Origin of the sequence: Endobacterium cereale (genome assembly GCF_009617585.1) — a bacterium.
Lineage (GTDB): Bacteria > Pseudomonadota > Alphaproteobacteria > Rhizobiales > Rhizobiaceae > Neorhizobium > Neorhizobium cereale.
The window spans coordinates 82447-100512 of the sequence record NZ_WIXI01000048.1; the positions used below are offsets into that span (position 1 = coordinate 82447).

An 18066-nucleotide genomic window follows, 5' to 3' on the forward strand; every position below is an offset into this window, starting at 1 on the left:
TGAAAAGTGAACAAGCCAGATGCTTCAAGGTTCCATTGGGTACGGTATCGTACGGGCGAAAACTGATTGTATTCGAAGGCGCAACTTTCATTGTCGCAATTCGTATGCCCGTCGTCAAAGCCGCCAACAAACGCAAACGGCCCGCATCGCGGGCCGTTTTAAAGTCCAATATTGCCAGCGCCTCAGTAAGGCGAGTAGCACCGCTGACGCGGGCCGTTATAAGGCTGGAACGTGTTGTCATATGCGCGATACGAACGGTAGCGATTGACGCACCACTGTGTATGGGAGCTTGCACCACGATAATAACGCGGAGCCGGGGCGTAACGTGGCTGCGAATTGGCGATCGCGCCGCCGACGATGGCGCCCAGCGCCAGACCACCGATCACAGCACCGGCATTGTTACGATGGTGGCGGCGATAGTAGCGGCGGTCACCGTAATAGCGACCACGATCCCAGTGACGCCCGCGGTCCCAGCGACGATCGCCTCCACGCCAGCGGTCACGGCGCCATTCGCGACGATATTGAACATTCTGAACACCGCTCGCCTGCGTCTGCTCTACCCTGGGCGCAGATGCGGCGGATGGAAATGCCTGTGCGGGCGCAACGCCCATAAATGCCGTTGCAAGAGACAGGGCGATGATCGCGAGTTTCTTCATTATGAACTTCCTCACCTAGCTATATAATGAGGATATGGTCTCTTTTTATCGATGAACCAGCGGTGAACGGACAAAAAAACGTGTTCACGCTTTCGGGAACCTATCGTGATCCCGAATTTAGACTACAAGCACTACGGTAAATATACCCATGACCGGTCAGCGAACCTGATCGAGCAGGCGCTTGCACTCCAGAAGATCGAACAGAGCTTCCTGGAGAAGCGCTCGATCTTCCTTGCCGATAGAACTTTTTCCGACCGAAATTTCCGGCGCATCATCGCCTCCGCCGCCGAAACCGAAGAAACGGCCGCTTGGCCTTGCCTTCGGGCGTCCTACGATCTGGTCTTCATCCGGGTTGGAAACGCGTGGCTCCGCCGACGGCTTTTCGCTGTTGGCCGCCATGATCGCTTCCATGGTGGCGAGATCGCCGGATGCGATGGCAGCAACAAACTTGTTGCCATTGGTCTTCAGAAGTTTCTGGACACCTTTGATCGTGTAGCCGTGATCATAGAGCAGATGGCGGATACCCTTGAGCAGATCGATGTCGTCCGGGCGATAATAGCGGCGTCCGCCGCCCCGCTTCATCGGCTTGATCTGCGGAAAGCGTGTTTCCCAGAAGCGCAGCACATGCTGCGGCAGATCGAGATCGTCCGCGACTTCGCTGATGGTGCGAAATGCATCAGGGCTCTTGTCCAAGATCTCGTCTCCGGCGGCTTGCTGCTTGCCGTTTAAGGCCAAACGGCAGATTCACAATACGTCATATATCAACGGTTCGGGCGCACGGTTTCAAGCGCCCGCTCGCGTTTCCACAGGAGATGCGGAAGGCAGGTCTTCCTCAGGCCGCCGGATTGGCAGGTTTCTGCTTGTTCTTGCGCTGGGTATGGGCCTTCAGGATGCGCTGTTTGAGCACATTCGACGCCTTGAAGGTCATCACGCGGCGCGGCGAGATCGGCACTTCCTCACCCGTCTTCGGGTTGCGGCCGATGCGCTCGTTCTTGGCGCGGACCTGGAAGGTCGCGAACGAAGACAGTTTTACCATCTCTCCGCGCACGATCGCATTGCAGATTTCGTCGATGACGGTTTCGACAAGTTCAGCGGATTCCGTTCGAGAAAGCCCGACTTTGCGAAAAACCGACTCCGCCAAATCTGCTCGCGTCACTGTCTTACCGGCCATGACCCCCGCCCATCAGAATTATTGTTATCAAAGCAGAAAGGAGCTTATGTTTCTTGGCGGCGGCGGTCAAGCGTCTGCTTCCATTCGCTTATCCGCCGCTTGGCTTTAAAACTTCCCGTTTCCGTTACCGGATATGGTGCAGTGTTTGCGGATTACCAGCGGACGAGAAGCGCGCCCCAGGTAAAGCCGCCGCCCATGGCTTCCAGCATGACGAGATCGCCCTGCTTGATACGACCGTCGCCAGCGGCAACGGACAGCGCCAGAGGGATCGATGCAGCAGACGTATTGCCGTGCATGTCGACCGTGACCACGACCTTTTCACTCGGGATGCCGAGCTTTTTGGCCGAACCGTCGATGATGCGGCGGTTGGCCTGGTGCGGCACCAGCCAGTCGAGCGTTTCCGCCGTCGTGCCGGTCGCCTCGAAAGCGGCCTCGATGACGTCGGTAATCATGCCAACCGCATATTTGAAGACTTCGCGGCCTTCCATGCGCAGATGACCGACCGTACCGGTCGAGGACACGCCCCCATCGACATAGAGCTTGTCCTTGTGCGAACCGTCCGAGCGCAGATGCGCCGTCAGCATGCCGCGATCAGAAATGGTGCCCTCGCCTTCCTGCGCTTCCAGCACCAGCGCACCGGCGCCGTCACCGAACAGAACGCAGGTGGTGCGGTCATTCCAGTCGAGAATGCGGGAAAACGTTTCGGCGCCGATGACAAGCGCACGCTTGGCAAGACCAGCGCGCAGGTGCGCGTCTGCCGTCGCCATGGCGTAAACGAAGCCGGTACAGACCGCCTGTACGTCAAACGCATACCCCTTGGTCATGCCGAGACGATGCTGGATGTTGACGGCGGTAGCCGGGAATGTGTTGTCCGGCGTGGACGTGGCGACGATGACGAGATCGATATCGTCTGCCGTCAGGCCGGCGCGCTCGAGTGCGGCGCGGGCTGCGGCTTCACCGAGCGAGGCTGTCGTTTCGCCTTCGCCGGCAATGTAGCGCTGCTTGATGCCGGTACGCTGGACGATCCACTCGTCCGACGTCTCGACCATGCCTTCCATTTCGGCATTGGTGACAACCCGTTTCGGAAGCGCTGCCCCGAAACCGCGTACTACTGAACGGATCATGCTTTTTTGTCCTGTCCTCACGCCGCTTCTTCAGGGCCCTGGTTGGGCTGATGATTGGCGTGATATGTTTTCAAGTCATGCGCGATCTTTTCGTTCAGCGCATTGCGAACCATGTCATAACCGACGTCGATTGCGGCGGCATAACCGACCGCATCGGTACCGCCATGGCTTTTGATGACGATGCCGTTCAGGCCAAGGAAGACACCGCCGTTCACCTTGCGCGGGTCCATCTTTTCCCGCAGGGCGTCGAACGCGCCCTTGGCAAACAGATAGCCGATCTTGGCAAGCAGCGTGCGCGACATGGCGGCGCGCAGCAGCTCGGCGATCTGCCGGGCGGTGCCTTCGGCGGTCTTCAGCGCGATATTGCCGGTAAAGCCTTCGGTGACGACGACGTCGACCGTGCCCTTGCCGATATCATTGCCTTCGACGAAACCGCGATAATCAATAGTGGAGAAATTTGCCTCGCGAATCAGGCGGCCGGCTTCCTTGACCTCTTCCTGACCCTTCACTTCCTCAACGCCGACATTGAGCAGGCCGACGGTCGGACGTTCGATTTCAAAGAGCGCGCGCGCCATGGCGCCACCCATAACCGAGAAATCGAGAAGCTGCTGGGCATCGGCACCGATGGTGGCACCGATATCGAGCACGATGCTTTCACCGCGCAAAGTCGGCCAGATGCCGGCGATGGCCGGGCGATCAACACCTTCGAGCATGCGCAGGCAGAGCTTTGCCATGGCCATCAGCGCGCCGGTATTGCCGGCCGAGACGGCGACATCCGCTTCACCCTGCTTCACGGCATCGATGGCGCGCCACATGCTGGAGACGTTACGGCCGCGGCGCAGAGCTGCCGACGGCTTCTCATCCATGCCGACTGCAACATCGCAGTGATGGAAGACCGATTTTTCGCGCAGCTTCGGATGCTGGGCCAGCAGAGGTTCACAGACATCCTTCTGGCCGAAGATCAGAAACGTCGCATCGGGATGACGCTCAAGCGCCTTGGCGGCGCCCGGTATGACGACCGAGGGGCCGGCATCACCACCCATGGCATCGATAGAGATTCTGATCACGCTGGTTCTTTTCCTTCTGTTTCGCCTTCAGGCGAAATCGCGGCCAAAATAATGTTTTCCGGACCGCATACAACTCAATTATGACGAAAGCGAAACGCTACTGCCCGCTTTTCCAGTCTTTCAGCGCTGCAAAGGGCGATGGGCGCTTCGCTGCCTGTTCATCGTCCAGCTCGATATGATCGGCAAATTCGGCACCCGGCTTGCGCGGATAAGGGTCGATTGCAAGCGCCACGAACTCGCTGATAATCGGGCCTACATCAAGCGTATCGCCGGAAAATGTTTCCGGCAGATCCGGGCCATCCGGGTCAAGCACCATCTCGGCCGTCGAGCCTGTCGCAACGCGAGCGAGCTTTGAACCTTCCGGCACAAAAATCTGCTCGAACTCTTCATTGACCTTTGTTTCGATAGGCTCCAGCGTCACGACGCAGGCCTGCGTCAGCTTGGCCGAAACAGTACCCTTGACGCGAATGCCATCGCGCTTCCAGCGGTTGATCTGCAACTCGGCGGAAAGGCTTTCGACCGCCTCGACCTTCCAGGCCCTGGCAAGCTCCACCAGTTCGCGCGCGTCTGCCTCGACATGCACGGAAAAGGCATTGGTCGAAACGTGCCCAACTTTAACGCCATAGGAGAACGGCGGTTTTTCTTCGTCGACGTGGTTCTGCATCATGCCTCGCTTCCCGGCTTGCGCAATTGCGCAACGCCTCGGGAAATATTGTCTTCATCCAGTGCAGCAAGATCGGCATCCGCTTCTGTCATCCAGCGCGCCAGACCATCGACGGCCGGTATGCCCTCCTGCTTTTCCGGGTATATATTCCGTCTGAGCGCTTCCGCCAATGCCACCTCGTCTTTTGCATCAAGCGCGGTCGCATAGGTTTCCAGTCGGCCATAGAACATGCCGGCCAGTTTCTTCATACGCTTGGGCACGCCCTGGTCGCCAATGCCAAGCTCGCGGATGGAATGATCGATATCCTGAAAGAAGGCATCGACGATTTCCTGTGCAATTTCCTGACCGCTGCGTGGCGACGTTCGGGTACGCCGAAAGAAAAGGATCATCACGATCGACAGCATTTCGAAACGGCCCATGACCGTGTCCGGCACACCAAGATCCGTATAGAAATACGGCTCGCGGGCCATGGCCGTCAGCGTTGCATATTGCCGGTCGACAATTGCGCGGTTCTGGTTTTTTTTGCCGAACAGACCGAAAAACATGAGAAATCCCGTCAAACATCGCCAGCAAAAGCGCCCGTCCGGATGGCGGCCGTGTTGCATGCAAACGAAAGCTGGTTTACCGAAGCAGGCACGAATTGCAACGCCGTTCAGCGGAACGCGGCAAACCGACGCCCAAGTGGCCGTGAAGGATCAGCTTTTCGATCCTGTTCGCGGAATAGCCACAATGCTGTGTGCAGAGGGGTGGCGGTTTGCGGCGAGGTGGAAGACATGAGGACTGGTGTGAATAAGCGCGTTTACGGGCCTGACATGAAACTGATGAACAAGACCGCAATCGCGCTGGTCATCGCGACACTGGGCCTTTCCGGCTGCACCACAGGCGTGGGCGACACGATCTATAGCGGTTATGTCGTCGACAAACAGTCGCTCGACCTCATCCCCGTCGGCTCCAGCCGCGAGCAGGTCATGCTCAGCATGGGAACCCCCTCGACGACAGCAACCTTCGACAACGAAGTGTTCTATTACATTTCCCAGGTTCGCCGCCGCAGCGCCGCCTTCATGAAGCCGCGCGTCGTCGATCAGACCGTTGTTGCCGTGTACTTCAACAAGGACGGCGTTGTTGATCGTCGCGCCAGCTATACCCTGCAGGACGGCAAGGTATTCGATACGATCTCGCGCACCACGCCGACCGGCGGCAAGGACCTCACCTTCCTGCAACAGCTGCTGTCGGGCGGTTCCGGCCCGGGCGCAGCGGCGGCCGCGGCACGCAACATGTTCCAGCAGGCACAGCCGTAAGGCAGTTGATCATTCAAACGAAAGCCCGCGAAACCGATTGGTCTCGCGGGCTTTTTGCTGGCATCGATTTACAGCTCAGTGGGCGAGGATCGCCAGCAGCAGCAGGGCTACGATATTGGTGATCTTGATCGCCGGGTTCACAGCAGGACCGGCCGTATCCTTGTAAGGGTCACCGACGGTATCTCCGGTAACGGAGGCCTTGTGGGCGTCAGAGCCTTTCAGATGACGCTGACCGTCCTTGTCGACAAAACCGTCCTCGAAGCTCTTTTTGGCATTGTCCCAGGCACCGCCGCCCGATGTCATCGAAATCGCCACGAACAGGCCGTTGACGATGACGCCCAGCAGTGATGCACCGAGGGCCGCAAATGCCGATGCCTTGGAGCCGGAAATCAGCAGCACACCGAAATAGACGACGACGGGCGCCAGAACCGGCAGAAGCGAGGGCAGTATCATTTCCTTGATCGCCGCACGCGTCAGCATGTCGACGGCACGACCGTAATCCGGCCGCTCCGTGCCCTGCATAATGCCGGGTTTTTCGCGGAACTGGCGGCGCACCTCCTCCACGATCGAGCTTGCCGCCTTGCCCACAGCCGTCATGGCTATACCGCCGAACAGGTAGGGAATGAGGCCACCGAAGATCAGGCCGGCGACAACATAGGGATTGGACAGGCTGAAGGAGATGGCACCAACACCTTCGAAATAGGGGTATTGGGCGGCATTGGCGGCAAAATATTCAAGATCGTTGGAATATGCCGCGAAGAGCACGAGCGCGCCGAGACCGGCTGAACCGATGGCATACCCCTTGGTGACGGCCTTCGTGGTGTTGCCGACCGCATCAAGCGCATCGGTGGCTTTTCGCACTTCCGGTGGAAGTCCCGACATTTCGGCAATGCCGCCGGCATTGTCGGTGACCGGGCCGAAAGCATCGAGCGCAACAATCATGCCCGCCAAACCAAGCATGGTGGTCACGGCAATGCCGGTGCCGAACAGGCCGCCGAACTGGTAGGTGGCGATGATGCCGCCGCAGATGACGATGGCTGGCAGAGCGGTCGATTCGAGCGAGACGGCAAGTCCCTGAATGACGTTGGTGCCGTGACCGGTGACGGAAGCCTGCGAAATCGAATTGACCGGACGCTTGTTGGTGCCGGTGTAATATTCGGTAATCACCACGATCAGCGCCGTGACAATCAGGCCGACGATACCGCAGATGAACAGGTTGCCGCCGGTGATCTCCTTGCCCGCAACGGTGCCGATCGGGCCCCAGCCGATGGTGAAGGCGGTGGCCGCTGCAAGGCCGGCAACGGACAACACGCCGGTTGCGATCAGCCCCTTGTAAAGCGCGCCCATGATCGAGCCGTTGGCGCCGAGGCGCACGAAGAACGTTCCGACGATGGAGGTGAGGATGCAGACCGCGCAGATGGCGAGCGGATAAAGCATGGCGGCGGCAAGCGTCGGCGTGCCGGTGAAGAAGATCGCTGCCAGAACCATGGTTGCGACGACAGTGACCGCATAGGTCTCGAACAGGTCGGCCGCCATGCCGGCACAATCGCCAACATTGTCGCCGACATTATCGGCAATGGTTGCCGGATTGCGCGGATCATCTTCGGGAATGCCGGCCTCGACCTTGCCGACGAGATCGCCGCCCACATCCGCACCCTTCGTGAAGATGCCGCCGCCGAGGCGGGCAAAGATGGAGATCAACGAGGCGCCGAAACCAAGCGATACAAGGGCATCGATGACCGTGCGCGAGCCGGGTTCATGCCCCAGGCCGCTCGTCAGGATAGCGTAATAGATGGAGACACCGAGAAGGGCGAGACCGGCCACCAGCATGCCGGTGATGGCACCGGACTTGAAAGCGATATCGAGGCCGGCAGCAAGGCTGACCGAGGATGCCTGTGCGGTGCGGACGTTGGCACGCACCGACACATGCATGCCGATAAAGCCGGCAACACCGGACAGAACGGCTCCGATGACGAAGCCGAAAGCGGCAAGGCCAGTCAGCAGCAGCCAGACGACGACCGTGACGACGGCGCCGACAATGCCGATGGTGATATACTGACGGGTGAGATAGGCTTGAGCGCCTTCGCGAATGTAGCCTGCGATTTCCTGCATGCGGGCATTGCCCTGATCCGCGGCGAGAACCGATCGTGTCGCCCAGACGGCGTAGACGATCGACAGAAGTCCGCAGATGATTACCCCTGTAAGCACTGTCATTCGTTTTTCCTCTCCAAAAAACGCAACGCCAAATATGCATTAGGTATGGGCCGAAAAGGCCAGCGCCAAAGCCCTCCCCTCCCAAGGAAGGCCGTGCGGCGCGAGCGCGAGATTGCGGTGCGCGCGTTGGTGCGTCAAGCCCCGCCTCACAACCGTCCGGCAACGGACGTGCGATGCTAGTTTCACCATGGGACAGTGTCGTTGACGATCGTCAGGATTTTTCGTCCTGCGACAGTGAGGCTCAAGCCGCTAGCCGGCGGCGCTGCAGGCGAAGGAGATTGAGCACGAGGAGCAGGCAAACAATCGCCACCGGCCAGATAACGAGGTTCATGACCGACCAGCCATAGGCGGTAAAAACCTTGCCCGACGAGAAAGACGAGACCGCCACGCAGGCGAACAGGATGATATCGTGAAAACCCTGCACCTTGTCGGCTTCCGCCGGGCGGTAACTGGAGGCGACGATGGCGGTGGCGCCGATGAAACCGAAGTTCCAGCCGATACCGAGTAGCACCAGCGCACCCCAGAAATTCCATAGCTCGATCCCCATATGCGCGACGACGGCGCAGGCCATGAGGATGAAAAGCCCGGCGACAACCAGCTTTTCCGCCCCGAAACGGGTGATCAGCATGCCGGTGAAAAAGCTTGGCGCGAACATGGCAAGCACATGCCACTGGATGCCAAGCGTTGCCATTTCTGTCGGGAACCCGCAGCCGATGACCATGGCGAGCGGCGCGCCGATCATCACGAAACTCATCAGCGAATAGGTGCCGATGCCACAGATCATGCCGGTGAGGAAACGTGGCGTGGCGACGATCTGCCGCAGGGGCCGGGCCGGCTCGGCATGGTCGGCGGCGGCGGAAGGTTTCGGAAGTTTCAGGAAAAACAGGATGCCGATCGCCAGAATCGCCAGCGGCACGATGGCGAGAAACGTGCCGGCGAAGGTGAAGGGCTCGAAAAGATCCTTGGCCCAGATGGCCAGCTGCGGACCGATGACGGCCGATACCACCCCTGCCCCAAGAATCCAGGAGATTGCTTTCGCCTTGAAAAACGACGGCGAGGCATCGGCTGCCGCAAACCGGATTTTTTGGGTAAAGCCGCTGCAGGTGCCGATCAGCGTGAGCGCTGCGGCAAACAACCAGAAATCGCCGCGAAACAAAGCGATGGTCGCCAGTGCGCCGCCGAGCGCGCCGATGACTGCGCCGAGCATAAAGGCTTGCGGACGGCCGAGCATTCGCGCGAGAAAGGCGATCAGTACCGCGCCGGCCAAGGTCCCGGCGTTGAAACCGGTGACCGGCAAAGTCGCCAGTGATTTATCGAGGCTCAAGAGTTGGTAACCGGCCAAAGAGCCGATCGAGATGGTGAGCGGCGCGACCGAGCCAAGAATGGCCTGTGCGCCGGAGAGAATGAGGACGTTGCGTCTGGCGGTTTTCAACTGGCCGTCGAGGCCATGAGAACTACCGGTTGCCCCAGACGCATCCATTGTCTTCTTCCCTGTTTACTTCTTTGGGTCGCCCCGGAGCTGCTTTGCCAGGCGATCGAGAACTGCGTTGACGATCTTGGGCTCCTCACCCTCGAAGAAGGCGCGGGCAATCTCGACATATTCCGTTACGATGACGGCGACGGGCACGTCCTTGCGTTCGATCAATTCAAACGTGCCGGCACGCAAGGTGGCGCGTAGCGTCGAATCGAGGCGCGACAGCGGCCAGTCTTCCTGCAGTGCCGAGCGCAGCATCGGGTCGATCTTCTCCTGATCGCGCACGACGCCCGAGACGATCGAACGAAACCACGAGGCATCTGCCTTCAGATAGGTATCGCCATCGAGTTCCTGGCCCAGACGATGCGCTTCGTATTCGGCGACGACTTCGAGCACTCCGGTGCCGCCGATATCCATCTGGTAAAGCGCCTGAACGGCGGCGAGACGGGCGGCACCACGCTGGTTTGCCGGCTTGACCGGATGTTCGTTCTCACGTGTCATGATGTCAGCCCGCCAGCTTTTCGCGAAGGGCGATCATGGTGAGCGCGGCGCGGGCGGCAAAACCACCCTTGTCCTTGTCCGAACGACGCACACGGGCCCAAGCCTGTTCGTCGTTTTCGACGGTCATGATGCCGTTGCCGATGGCAAGCGATTCCGAGACGGCCATATCCATCAGCGCACGCGAGGATTCGTTGGCAACGATATCGAAGTGGTAGGTCTCGCCACGGATGACCATGCCGAGCGCGACAAAACCATCGTAATGTGTACCGCCATTGTCGGCGCCATCCAGCGCCATGGCAATCGCCGGCGGGATTTCGAGCGCACCGGGAACGGTGATGACATCAAAGGTTGCGCCGGCAGCGGTGATGGCTGTCGTTGCGCCATCGAGAAGCGCATCGGCCATGTCGTCGTAAAAACGCGCCTCGACGATCAGAAGATGAGGGTTTTCCGTAGGCATTTGCGATGTCCTGATAATGAAGGCGACGCACGCGCGCCGCGAATTGGCCGGGTCAAACCATGTCACACGCTGAATGGCAAGCCTTTTTAGCCATGGCTGCCCCGTGCTACCTGCATGCTTGCGCTTTGCCAGGTGAATGGCAAGGGCATTTTAGAACTGCTTTTGGCAAGCCAGAACCCGGCCTTGGCGATCTGAGATTTTCGATTTTTGCCCGGTGTCGTTTCCGGGCCATGCGGCCGGGGCACGTCCTTTGCCTTCTGGTATAGTTTTATAGTGGCGCAGGACGTGCCGATTTCAGCGGCCCTAGCGCGCCGCAGACGCGGCGTTGCCGTCATCCCGGCTCTAAAACCGGGATGGTGCGGGGGAGGGTGTCTGATGTTTCCGAAGAGGGAGGCGCGTACCGGCGGTCAGAGCAAAATAAACGACATGATCGCGCCGCATGCAGCCAAGCGACAAACCGCCTCTTTACGCCACTCCATCCACCAGCAGATAAGGCTCTCCACGCGAGCAGGTCTCGATGCGAGCTTCGACCTTATAGACATCGCGCAGCATGTCCGGCGTGATGACATCCGCCGTCGTGCCGCTGACGATCATCGTGCCCCCGGCGATGACGATCGTGTTGTGGCAATAGCGCAGCGCGTGATTGAGATCATGCAGCGCGATCAGCACGATCATGCCGTTTTTGGCAGCCAGCTGGCTGACGAAGGCCAGAACCTCGATCTGACGGTGCAGGTCGAGCGCCGAAGTCGGCTCGTCCATCAAAAGCACTTCCGGCTTGCGCACCAGCGCCTGCGCCAGTGACACGAGCTGACGCTGGCCGCCAGACAATTCGCCCAAGCCCCGGAAGGCAAGGTCTTCAATACGCAGCGCCTTCAGGATCTCGTCGATCTCGTTCAACTCGTCATCCTGCACCCGCCAGCCGCCGCCCTGCTTGGCAGACAGGAGCACGGATTCGTAGACGGTCAGCACGGCGTTGGCGCCGGTATCCTGCGGCATGTAGCAGATGGAACGGTCGCCGCGTTCGCTATTCGACAGCTGCACGAGGCCGGGACCTGAGATCAGCGAAGCGATGCGTTTGAACAGAGTCGACTTACCGGCGGCGTTGGGGCCGATAACGGCGGTCAGGCTACCGCTTTCCAGCGTGTCGATGCCGATATTCGCAAGAACGGTGACGCGGCCGTAGCTCGCACCAACGTCCTTGAGGGCGAGGCTTACCATGAGCGCCTCCTGTTGCCGAAAATGAGGGCGAAGAAGAACGGCACGCCGACAAGTGCGGTGATCACGCCGATTGGCAGGATGGCGCCGGGAATGATGACCTTGCTGACCACCGACGTGACCGACAGCAGCAGCGCGCCGCAAATGACCGAGCCGGGCAGGAAGAACCGCTGGTCTTCGCCCACCACCATGCGGGCGATATGTGGGCCGACAAGGCCGATGAAACCGATCGTGCCGACGAAGGAGACCGGAATGGCGGCGAGCAAGCTGACGATCAGCATGGTTTCAAGCCGCAGCCTGCGGACATTGACGCCCATGCTGGCGGCCTTGTCATCGCCCAGACGCAGCGCCGTCAGCGCCCATGCCTTGCGCATGAACAGCGGCACGGTGACGACGAGTACCGCGGCGGTGACCGCGACCTTGGCCCAGGTTGCTTTGGTGAGGCTGCCCATGGTCCAGAAGACCACGGCGGCCAGCGCCTGTTCGGAGGCCAGGTATTCGAGCAGCGACAGTGCGGCATTGAAGGTGAAGACCAGCGCGATGCCGAGCAGCACAATGGTTTCGACGCTGACGCCGCGCATGGTGGAGGCGAAATAGATGAACAGCGAGGCGGCCATCGCCATCAGAAAGGCGTTGATCGGCACCATATATTGCACGGCAGCCGGAAAGATGGCGACGCCTGCGACAAGCGCCAAGGCTGCGCCAAAACTGGCAGCGGCGGAAATGCCTAATGTAAAGGGGCTGGCCAGCGGGTTGGCAAGAATGGTCTGCATCTGCGCACCGGCGACCGACAGGGCTGCACCGACGGTGACCGCCATCAGCGCGATCGGCATGCGGATATCCCAGATGACGACGCGCAGCTGGTTGCTGGCTGTCGACGGCGAAAAGATCGCCTGCAGCACTTCCGAGATGGTGTAGTTGGCCGGGCCGAGCGCCATGTCGGCGGCGATGCTGAAGGCCAACGCTGCCGTCAGAAAACAGAGGATAAGGATGCGCCGGAAGGCGAGAGCGCGATAGCGCTCCCGCCCTGCTGTCGTGGAACCGGCGACTGTGGATTGCTCCAGAGCCATGTTGGTCATCCGATCATTCGTCCTTCAGGGATACGAAGAAACCCTGCTTGTATGGAAGCGGCAGGAAACGTTCATGCAGTTCCTTGAAGGTCGCTTCCGGATCGAGATCCTCGAAAAGATCGGGGTGCAGCCACTTGGCGATCTCCTGGATGGCGACGAACTGGTAGGGGTTGTTGTAAAACTGGTGCCAGATGGCGTGGACTTGTCTGTCCTCAACCGCCTTGACGCCGGTGAAGGCCGGACGCTTGGTCAGCGCTTCGAGCTTGACCTTGGCTTCCTTCATGTCCGCGCCATAACCGACGCCGACCCAGGCGCCGCCGGGAACGAACGCTTCCCACATGCCGCCGGTGACGATGATCTGGTCAGGATTGGAGGCGATGACCTGCTCCGGATTGACCGTGCCGAACGTGCCCGGGATAATGCCGTTGGCCATGTTCTTGCCGCCGGCGATCTCGACCATCTTGCCGAAATTCTCGTTACCGAAGGACATGCAGCAATCATCGGAATAACCGCCGGCGCGCTCGACGAAGACAACCGGTGCCTTCGGCTTTTCAGCGGCGAGCTTGTCTGTAACGACCTTGATCGCATCCGAACGGAACTTGATGAAGTCCTCGGCCAGCTGTTCCTTGCCCATCAGCTTGCCCATGACGCGCATGCTCGGCTCGGTGTTTTCCATCGGCTTTTCGCGGAAGTCGACATAGACCAGCGGAATGCCGACCTTGGCGAGCTTTTCGATATAACCGGCTTCTTCCGTCGCGGTCTTGGCGTCGACGTTCATCAGGATGACATCGGGCTTCAGCGCAACAGCCTGCTCGATGTTGAACGTGCCGTCCTTCATGCCGCCGAATGTCGGGATTTTTGCGATATCCGGGTATTTTGCCAGATAGGCATCATAGGTTTCCGGGTCGGCCTTCGGCAGGTCATCGCGCCAGCCGACGACGTGCTGAAACGGATTTTCCTTGTCGAGTGCGGCAAGGAAATAGATCTGGCGGCCTTCGCCGAGGATCACGTGCTTGACCGGCGCTTCGACCTCGACGTCACGGCCTGTGACGTCCTTGACCGTGACCTTGTCGGCCAGAGCCGGGAAGACGGCTGAAAAAAGAAGTGCTGCCGACAGCGCGGCGACCTTGATATTGCGAGGCATGAATGCTCTCTCCCGTGGAAACCGAGGGCGCTCTATGTTTTTATGACTAGATTGGTCAAGTTTTATCTTTTAGAGCAATTCTCGACTATGTAAGCAGCGGACAACCAAAGACTGCAATGACTGAAACACACGGCAAAAACTACAATCTGCGGGATGAGATCAAAGCCTATTGGTCGGCCCGCGCCGAAAAATTCGACCTGTCTCCGGGGCATGAGATTTTCTCCGAAGACGAGCGGAAGGCCTGGCAGGCCTTGATCGAAAAACACCTGGGCAAGGGTGATGGCCGCCCTGCCCTCGATCTGGCTTCGGGGACTGCGGTCGTCTCGCATATGATGGATGATGCCGGTTTCAAAGTGACCGGGCTGGACTGGTCGGAGACCATGCTGGCGCTGGCCCGGAGCAAGGCCAGACAGCGCGGGCGCGACATCACCTTCCGCATGGCGGATGCGGAAAACACGATGGAGCCGGATGAAGCCTACGATGTCATCGTGACCCGGCATCTGGTCTGGACACTTGTGGATCCGGTTGCCTGTTTTGCCGAATGGATGCGTGTTCTGAAACCGGGCGGAAAACTGCTGATCGTCGATGGCGATTTCGTCAATGTCGGTTTTGCGGAAAGGCTGGTGAAGCGGTTGGCGGCGTGGGCGGAGCGGATCGGGCTGATCAAGGCCGAAATTTTGCATGCGCCGGCGGAACTGGCCGGCAAGCACCAGGAGATCCTCAGCCAAGTCCATTTTTCGGGCGGCGCCCGAGCCGACGATGTGGCAGCGCTGCTGCGGCAAGCCGGTTTCGCGAGCGTGATCATCGATCACGACCTGAAGACAATTCACCGCGCGCAGGCGAAACATCTGAGCTTCTTCAAGGCGACGGCCCGCGGGCTGCAGCATCGATACGCTATCTGTGCCAGCAAGCCTGGTTGAAGGGATTGCAGGAGCGGTCTGCGTTAGAAAATTGTGATCTAAAAGCCGCACATCGTCGGTGTTCTTGCTTTGATCGCCGCCCTTGTGGCGGCTTGCATTTGTGAGCACTGCACAAAAATGCTCTTCATGTTCGGCAAACGGAACGATTTGCCGGGCCTTGAAAAGCATGACCGACCAAAAAGAAAACCAGCCGCGCGTGCTGCAACTCGTCACCCACGACAAGATGGGCGGCGTGCGCACATTGGTGGACATGGTGACGGCCGGCCTTGAAGAGCGTGGCTTTGCCGTGGAAAGCCGGGGCCTGAGGCAGGGCGGCGCGGTAGATACCGTGAAAAACATGGCGTTGCTGGCGCGCGACATTCTCAAAGGTCGCTATCAGGCGATCCTCACCTACCAGATCGCCGCCTCCATCTACGGCAATTTTTTCGGCTGGCTGGCGCGCGTGCCGATGCGGGTGTCGCATCACACAGCCTCTCCGGAAGGACTTCGGCCGCACTGGCGAGCGATCGACAAGCTGTTCGGCACGTTCGGCATCTATACGCATATGGTGATGAATTCGAATGCTACGCGCGATGCCTTCGGCAGCTGGCCCAAGGCGTATAAGAAACATTTCATCGACATCATCCACGGCGTCGATCCGTTGCCGCAAGCGACCGGGCGCACCGACTGGCGAGAGAAACGCAAAATTCCGCAAGACGCGACAGTTCTGGTCGCGACCGGGCGGCTTGTCGGGCAAAAAAACCATGGTACGGCCATCGGCGCGCTGGCACTCTTGCCAGGCGTGCACCTAATCATCGCAGGTGACGGACCGGATCAGGCAGCGCTGGAAAACCAGGCGCAACGTCTTGGCGTGTTCGATCGCCTGCACCTGATCGGTGCCATCGATCGCGCGGACCTCGGGGACGTGCTCGCTGCCGGCAATATCTACGTGTTCCCGTCCATCTGGGAAACGTTCGGCCTTGCCGGCGTGGAAGCGACCATGGCGGGTTTACCGATTGTGGCAGCCGATCTGGCGGTGTTGCGCGAAGTGCTTTCCACCGGAGAGCCGGTCGGCGTGCAGGCGATGACGCGGTTTCACGACGTGCGCAATGCCGACGAACTCGCGCTCGCCGTACAGGACATGGTGGCCCATTACCCATCCGCCGAAACGCGCGCGAATTATGGGCGCATGCAGGTGGAGCGGCATGGACGCGCTCATATGCTCGAGCTTTACGGAAATCTGCTGGCGCCGCTGAAGACGGCGGTCAAGCATAAGCAATCCTGATGAGGCGGACTCTCTCCGGGTCCATGATCGCTGCATTTATATTCGTGACGGATGGCGAAGCTCTTGCCTGTTGTGTGGAGCAGTTCCGAAATACGGACACGCTTCACGGCCTTTACGAAATCCGGCAGGAAGCCGTTCGCTTTCTGGACGCCCATAACAAGACGACGGGTGATGACTGGCAAGCGCTTGATCCGAACCTGAAAGTGGTCGCCCCGCGCTGTGACGTGGCGCTGACGGTACAATGGCTGCCGAAAAGCCATGGCGCCTCAGGCGACAACGTTGTCGTGAGCTGTGCGAAACCCAGAGACTGGGGCGACCCGGAAGGATGGACCGTTTTCGTGCCGGCGACAAAAGTGAAAAAGGCGAACTAGGCTCGCGACATTTTACCCATCAGTTTGCCGGCGACCTCGCCGATATTGAAAATATTCCAGCGGATGGCGAAGAAGGCGCTGACGATACCGATCAGCAGGATGCTGATGGTGTTGGCCCAGAGATGGCCGATCAGCACCTGCAGTTCCAAGCCAATCACAGTGAGACTGAAACCGGCCGCGAGAAGCATGCCGGCACTCACCCAGTCGATCGGCATGCGGGCGGCTTTCGGCGCGCCGACGATCAGGATCACGAGTGCCACCATCTGACCGATGGCGAAGGAGAAAGCTGCGCCTTTCGGCCCCATGTCCGGCACCAGCATGAAGGCGGCGACGACGGCGGCGGCAACCATCGCCACGGAGGCAATCAGTTCAAGCATCGAGGACGCGCCGAGATAGATGATCTGCCCGAAATAATGGGCACGCAGGATAAGGATGGCATTGCCGATCAGCAGGAAAGGCATGATTTCCAGTGCCGTATCGACATAGCTCGGCGCCAGAATGATGCCGAAGACAAGACGGCCAAGCACGAGAAAAGCCGTGGTACCGAACACAACGATAAAAACCTGCGAGATAAAGCTGCGGCGCAGTACCTGCCCGACTTCGTGTTCATCCTTGTTCAGCATATGCTTGCGGGCATGGGCGATATACCCCGCGCTGATGGCCTCGGCGAGAACCAGAAATGTCTGCTTCATCAGGTCCATCACCGCACCATAGGGTGCGACTGAAGCTGCATTGGTGTAATGCTCCAGCACGATACGGTCGATGTTGAGCGCGCCGGCGGAAGCCCCGAAGGCAAAGATCAGCGGCCAGCCGTAACGCAGCATGCCCCAAACATCGCTTTTCAGCGGCCAGACAAAGCCCTTGGCCCAACTGGTGCGCGCGAGAAAGACGAAAATCGGGATGGCGCCCAGTGCATAACCGATGCCGATCGCCATCAAAAGTGCCGTCGGGCTGTCGAAGAGATAAAGTGCGGCGCAACCGAGCAGCATGGACAGTGCGCTGCGCAGGATGGTGGCGATGGCGACGAGACCGGGCCGCAGCCGTGCGCGGGCGATTTCGGTGGAAGCGAAATAGGCGGTGAAGCAGACGGCTAGAAAAGCAGAACCCCAGGCGATGTGGATTTCCAGCGTATCAGTCGCGGCCAGGACAGCAATAACGGACAGGGCCGGTATGGTCATCACAGCGGAAATCACCAGCAGCGAGCCGGCAAAACGATCGGCGGCCTCCTGCGTATAGGTACCGAAATGCGCAAACACGGCCCATTGAACCGTCAGGCTGTAGACGATGAAGCAGATCGAGAAACCGATCAGATATTCACCATAGAGATGCGCATCGGACAGACGGGTAAACAGCGCCACGGCCACGATGTTGAAAATCGCGGCGGCCACCCGGCAGAGCAGGTAGACGAGAACGTCGCTCTCGCCCGATTGCGTTTTTCCCGATGTGTCGGCCATTC

The 18066-nt window shown here is 59.6% G+C and carries 19 protein-coding genes; 4 read left to right on the forward strand and 15 right to left on the reverse strand.

All coding sequences use genetic code 11. From position 1 onward, the window contains the following. Window positions 1-182 precede the first annotated feature (182 nt). The 7 genes from GAO09_RS20865 to GAO09_RS20895 form a co-directional block, all read right to left on the reverse strand. Window positions 183-656, reverse strand: coding sequence for a BA14K family protein (locus tag GAO09_RS20865; protein ID WP_153356970.1), 474 nt, complete (start codon window positions 654-656; stop codon window positions 183-185). A gap of 156 nt (window positions 657-812) precedes the next feature. Beyond that, on the reverse strand, window positions 813-1349 hold the full coding sequence (locus tag GAO09_RS20870) for a MerR family transcriptional regulator (protein ID WP_153356973.1): 537 nt from the start codon (window positions 1347-1349) through the stop codon (window positions 813-815). A 139-nt stretch (window positions 1350-1488) separates the two neighbouring features. After that, window positions 1489-1827, reverse strand: a complete 339-nt coding sequence (locus GAO09_RS20875; protein ID WP_112728403.1) for an integration host factor subunit alpha — start codon at window positions 1825-1827, stop codon at window positions 1489-1491. 152 nt (window positions 1828-1979) lie between these two features. Next, on the reverse strand, window positions 1980-2951 hold the full coding sequence (locus GAO09_RS20880; protein WP_153356977.1) for a beta-ketoacyl-ACP synthase III: 972 nt from the start codon (window positions 2949-2951) through the stop codon (window positions 1980-1982). A gap of 17 nt (window positions 2952-2968) precedes the next feature. After that, window positions 2969-4018: a phosphate acyltransferase PlsX gene (plsX, locus tag GAO09_RS20885; RefSeq protein ID WP_324184849.1), complete on the reverse strand. Its 1050-nt coding sequence runs from the start codon at window positions 4016-4018 to the stop codon at window positions 2969-2971. Between the two features lie 97 nt (window positions 4019-4115). Then, complete coding sequence (locus GAO09_RS20890) at window positions 4116-4682, reverse strand: YceD family protein (protein WP_153357559.1); 567 nt, start codon at window positions 4680-4682, stop codon at window positions 4116-4118. Continuing rightward, window positions 4682-5227 carry a ubiquinol-cytochrome C chaperone family protein gene (locus GAO09_RS20895; protein ID WP_153356979.1) on the reverse strand — a complete coding sequence of 182 codons (546 nt, stop codon included), beginning with the start codon at window positions 5225-5227 and terminating at the stop codon, window positions 4682-4684. Before GAO09_RS20895 ends, GAO09_RS20890 begins: the two co-directional genes overlap by 1 nt. Window positions 5228-5455: 228 nt before the next feature. Here GAO09_RS20895 and GAO09_RS20900 point away from each other — a divergent pair, with 228 nt between their 5' ends. Next, on the forward strand, window positions 5456-5980 hold the full coding sequence (locus GAO09_RS20900) for an outer membrane protein assembly factor BamE (protein ID WP_235938358.1): 525 nt from the start codon (window positions 5456-5458) through the stop codon (window positions 5978-5980). 75 nt (window positions 5981-6055) lie between these two features. Here GAO09_RS20900 and GAO09_RS20905 read toward each other — a convergent pair whose 3' ends face one another. The 7 genes from GAO09_RS20905 to GAO09_RS20935 all read right to left on the reverse strand — a co-directional run bounded on the left by GAO09_RS20905 (window position 6056) and on the right by GAO09_RS20935 (window position 14055). Further along, window positions 6056-8194, reverse strand: a complete 2139-nt coding sequence (locus GAO09_RS20905; RefSeq protein ID WP_153356982.1) for a sodium-translocating pyrophosphatase — start codon at window positions 8192-8194, stop codon at window positions 6056-6058. A 241-nt stretch (window positions 8195-8435) separates the two neighbouring features. Further along, complete coding sequence (locus GAO09_RS20910) at window positions 8436-9674, reverse strand: MFS transporter (protein WP_153356985.1); 1239 nt, start codon at window positions 9672-9674, stop codon at window positions 8436-8438. A 15-nt stretch (window positions 9675-9689) separates the two neighbouring features. Further along, window positions 9690-10169 (reverse strand): transcription antitermination factor NusB, encoded by a 480-nt coding sequence (gene nusB / locus GAO09_RS20915; protein WP_153356988.1) that lies wholly within the window; start codon window positions 10167-10169, stop codon window positions 9690-9692. A gap of 4 nt (window positions 10170-10173) precedes the next feature. Beyond that, window positions 10174-10626, reverse strand: a complete 453-nt coding sequence (gene ribH, locus GAO09_RS20920) for a 6,7-dimethyl-8-ribityllumazine synthase (RefSeq protein ID WP_153356990.1) — start codon at window positions 10624-10626, stop codon at window positions 10174-10176. 465 nt (window positions 10627-11091) lie between these two features. Then, entirely contained in the window at window positions 11092-11844 is a 753-nt protein-coding gene (locus tag GAO09_RS20925; RefSeq protein WP_153356993.1) for an ABC transporter ATP-binding protein, read from the reverse strand. Continuing rightward, window positions 11838-12911, reverse strand: coding sequence for a FecCD family ABC transporter permease (locus GAO09_RS20930; RefSeq protein WP_153357564.1), 1074 nt, complete (start codon window positions 12909-12911; stop codon window positions 11838-11840). Before GAO09_RS20930 ends, GAO09_RS20925 begins: the two co-directional genes overlap by 7 nt. Window positions 12912-12924: 13 nt before the next feature. Further along, on the reverse strand, window positions 12925-14055 hold the full coding sequence (locus tag GAO09_RS20935; protein WP_153356996.1) for an ABC transporter substrate-binding protein: 1131 nt from the start codon (window positions 14053-14055) through the stop codon (window positions 12925-12927). Between the two features lie 116 nt (window positions 14056-14171). On the opposite strand from GAO09_RS20935, the gene GAO09_RS20940 reads away from it, so the two are divergent. From GAO09_RS20940 to GAO09_RS20950, 3 genes are all read left to right on the forward strand, one after another. Continuing rightward, window positions 14172-14975, forward strand: a complete 804-nt coding sequence (locus GAO09_RS20940; RefSeq protein ID WP_153356999.1) for a class I SAM-dependent methyltransferase — start codon at window positions 14172-14174, stop codon at window positions 14973-14975. Window positions 14976-15141: 166 nt separating this feature from the next. After that, on the forward strand, window positions 15142-16239 hold the full coding sequence (locus GAO09_RS20945) for a glycosyltransferase family 4 protein (RefSeq protein WP_153357002.1): 1098 nt from the start codon (window positions 15142-15144) through the stop codon (window positions 16237-16239). Between the two features lie 23 nt (window positions 16240-16262). Next, window positions 16263-16610, forward strand: coding sequence for a hypothetical protein (locus GAO09_RS20950; RefSeq protein WP_153357005.1), 348 nt, complete (start codon window positions 16263-16265; stop codon window positions 16608-16610). Here GAO09_RS20950 and GAO09_RS20955 read toward each other — a convergent pair. After that, on the reverse strand, window positions 16607-18064 hold the full coding sequence (locus GAO09_RS20955) for a lipopolysaccharide biosynthesis protein (RefSeq protein ID WP_153357008.1): 1458 nt from the start codon (window positions 18062-18064) through the stop codon (window positions 16607-16609). The genes GAO09_RS20950 and GAO09_RS20955 overlap by 4 nt on opposite strands. Window positions 18065-18066: the final 2 nt, after the last annotated feature.

What these genes read in the sequence shown, in the direction of transcription:
- GAO09_RS20875 (WP_112728403.1), bottom strand. Translation starts at nt 1,827, where the DNA reads ATGGCCGGTAAGACAGTGACGCGAGCAGATTTGGCGGAGTCGGTTTTT.
- GAO09_RS20945 (WP_153357002.1), top strand. Translation starts at nt 15,142, where the DNA reads ATGACCGACCAAAAAGAAAACCAGCCGCGCGTGCTGCAACTCGTCACC.
- nusB (WP_153356988.1), bottom strand. Translation starts at nt 10,169, where the DNA reads ATGACACGTGAGAACGAACATCCGGTCAAGCCGGCAAACCAGCGTGGT.
- GAO09_RS20900 (WP_235938358.1), top strand. Translation starts at nt 5,456, where the DNA reads ATGAGGACTGGTGTGAATAAGCGCGTTTACGGGCCTGACATGAAACTG.
- GAO09_RS20935 (WP_153356996.1), bottom strand. Translation starts at nt 14,055, where the DNA reads ATGCCTCGCAATATCAAGGTCGCCGCGCTGTCGGCAGCACTTCTTTTT.
- GAO09_RS20895 (WP_153356979.1), bottom strand. Translation starts at nt 5,227, where the DNA reads ATGTTTTTCGGTCTGTTCGGCAAAAAAAACCAGAACCGCGCAATTGTC.
- GAO09_RS20950 (WP_153357005.1), top strand. Translation starts at nt 16,263, where the DNA reads ATGATCGCTGCATTTATATTCGTGACGGATGGCGAAGCTCTTGCCTGT.
- ribH (WP_153356990.1), bottom strand. Translation starts at nt 10,626, where the DNA reads ATGCCTACGGAAAACCCTCATCTTCTGATCGTCGAGGCGCGTTTTTAC.
- GAO09_RS20910 (WP_153356985.1), bottom strand. Translation starts at nt 9,674, where the DNA reads ATGGATGCGTCTGGGGCAACCGGTAGTTCTCATGGCCTCGACGGCCAG.
- GAO09_RS20865 (WP_153356970.1), bottom strand. Translation starts at nt 656, where the DNA reads ATGAAGAAACTCGCGATCATCGCCCTGTCTCTTGCAACGGCATTTATG.
- GAO09_RS20940 (WP_153356999.1), top strand. Translation starts at nt 14,172, where the DNA reads ATGACTGAAACACACGGCAAAAACTACAATCTGCGGGATGAGATCAAA.
- GAO09_RS20930 (WP_153357564.1), bottom strand. Translation starts at nt 12,911, where the DNA reads ATGGCTCTGGAGCAATCCACAGTCGCCGGTTCCACGACAGCAGGGCGG.
- GAO09_RS20890 (WP_153357559.1), bottom strand. Translation starts at nt 4,682, where the DNA reads ATGCAGAACCACGTCGACGAAGAAAAACCGCCGTTCTCCTATGGCGTT.
- GAO09_RS20905 (WP_153356982.1), bottom strand. Translation starts at nt 8,194, where the DNA reads ATGACAGTGCTTACAGGGGTAATCATCTGCGGACTTCTGTCGATCGTC.
- GAO09_RS20955 (WP_153357008.1), bottom strand. Translation starts at nt 18,064, where the DNA reads ATGGCCGACACATCGGGAAAAACGCAATCGGGCGAGAGCGACGTTCTC.
- GAO09_RS20925 (WP_153356993.1), bottom strand. Translation starts at nt 11,844, where the DNA reads ATGGTAAGCCTCGCCCTCAAGGACGTTGGTGCGAGCTACGGCCGCGTC.
- GAO09_RS20880 (WP_153356977.1), bottom strand. Translation starts at nt 2,951, where the DNA reads ATGATCCGTTCAGTAGTACGCGGTTTCGGGGCAGCGCTTCCGAAACGG.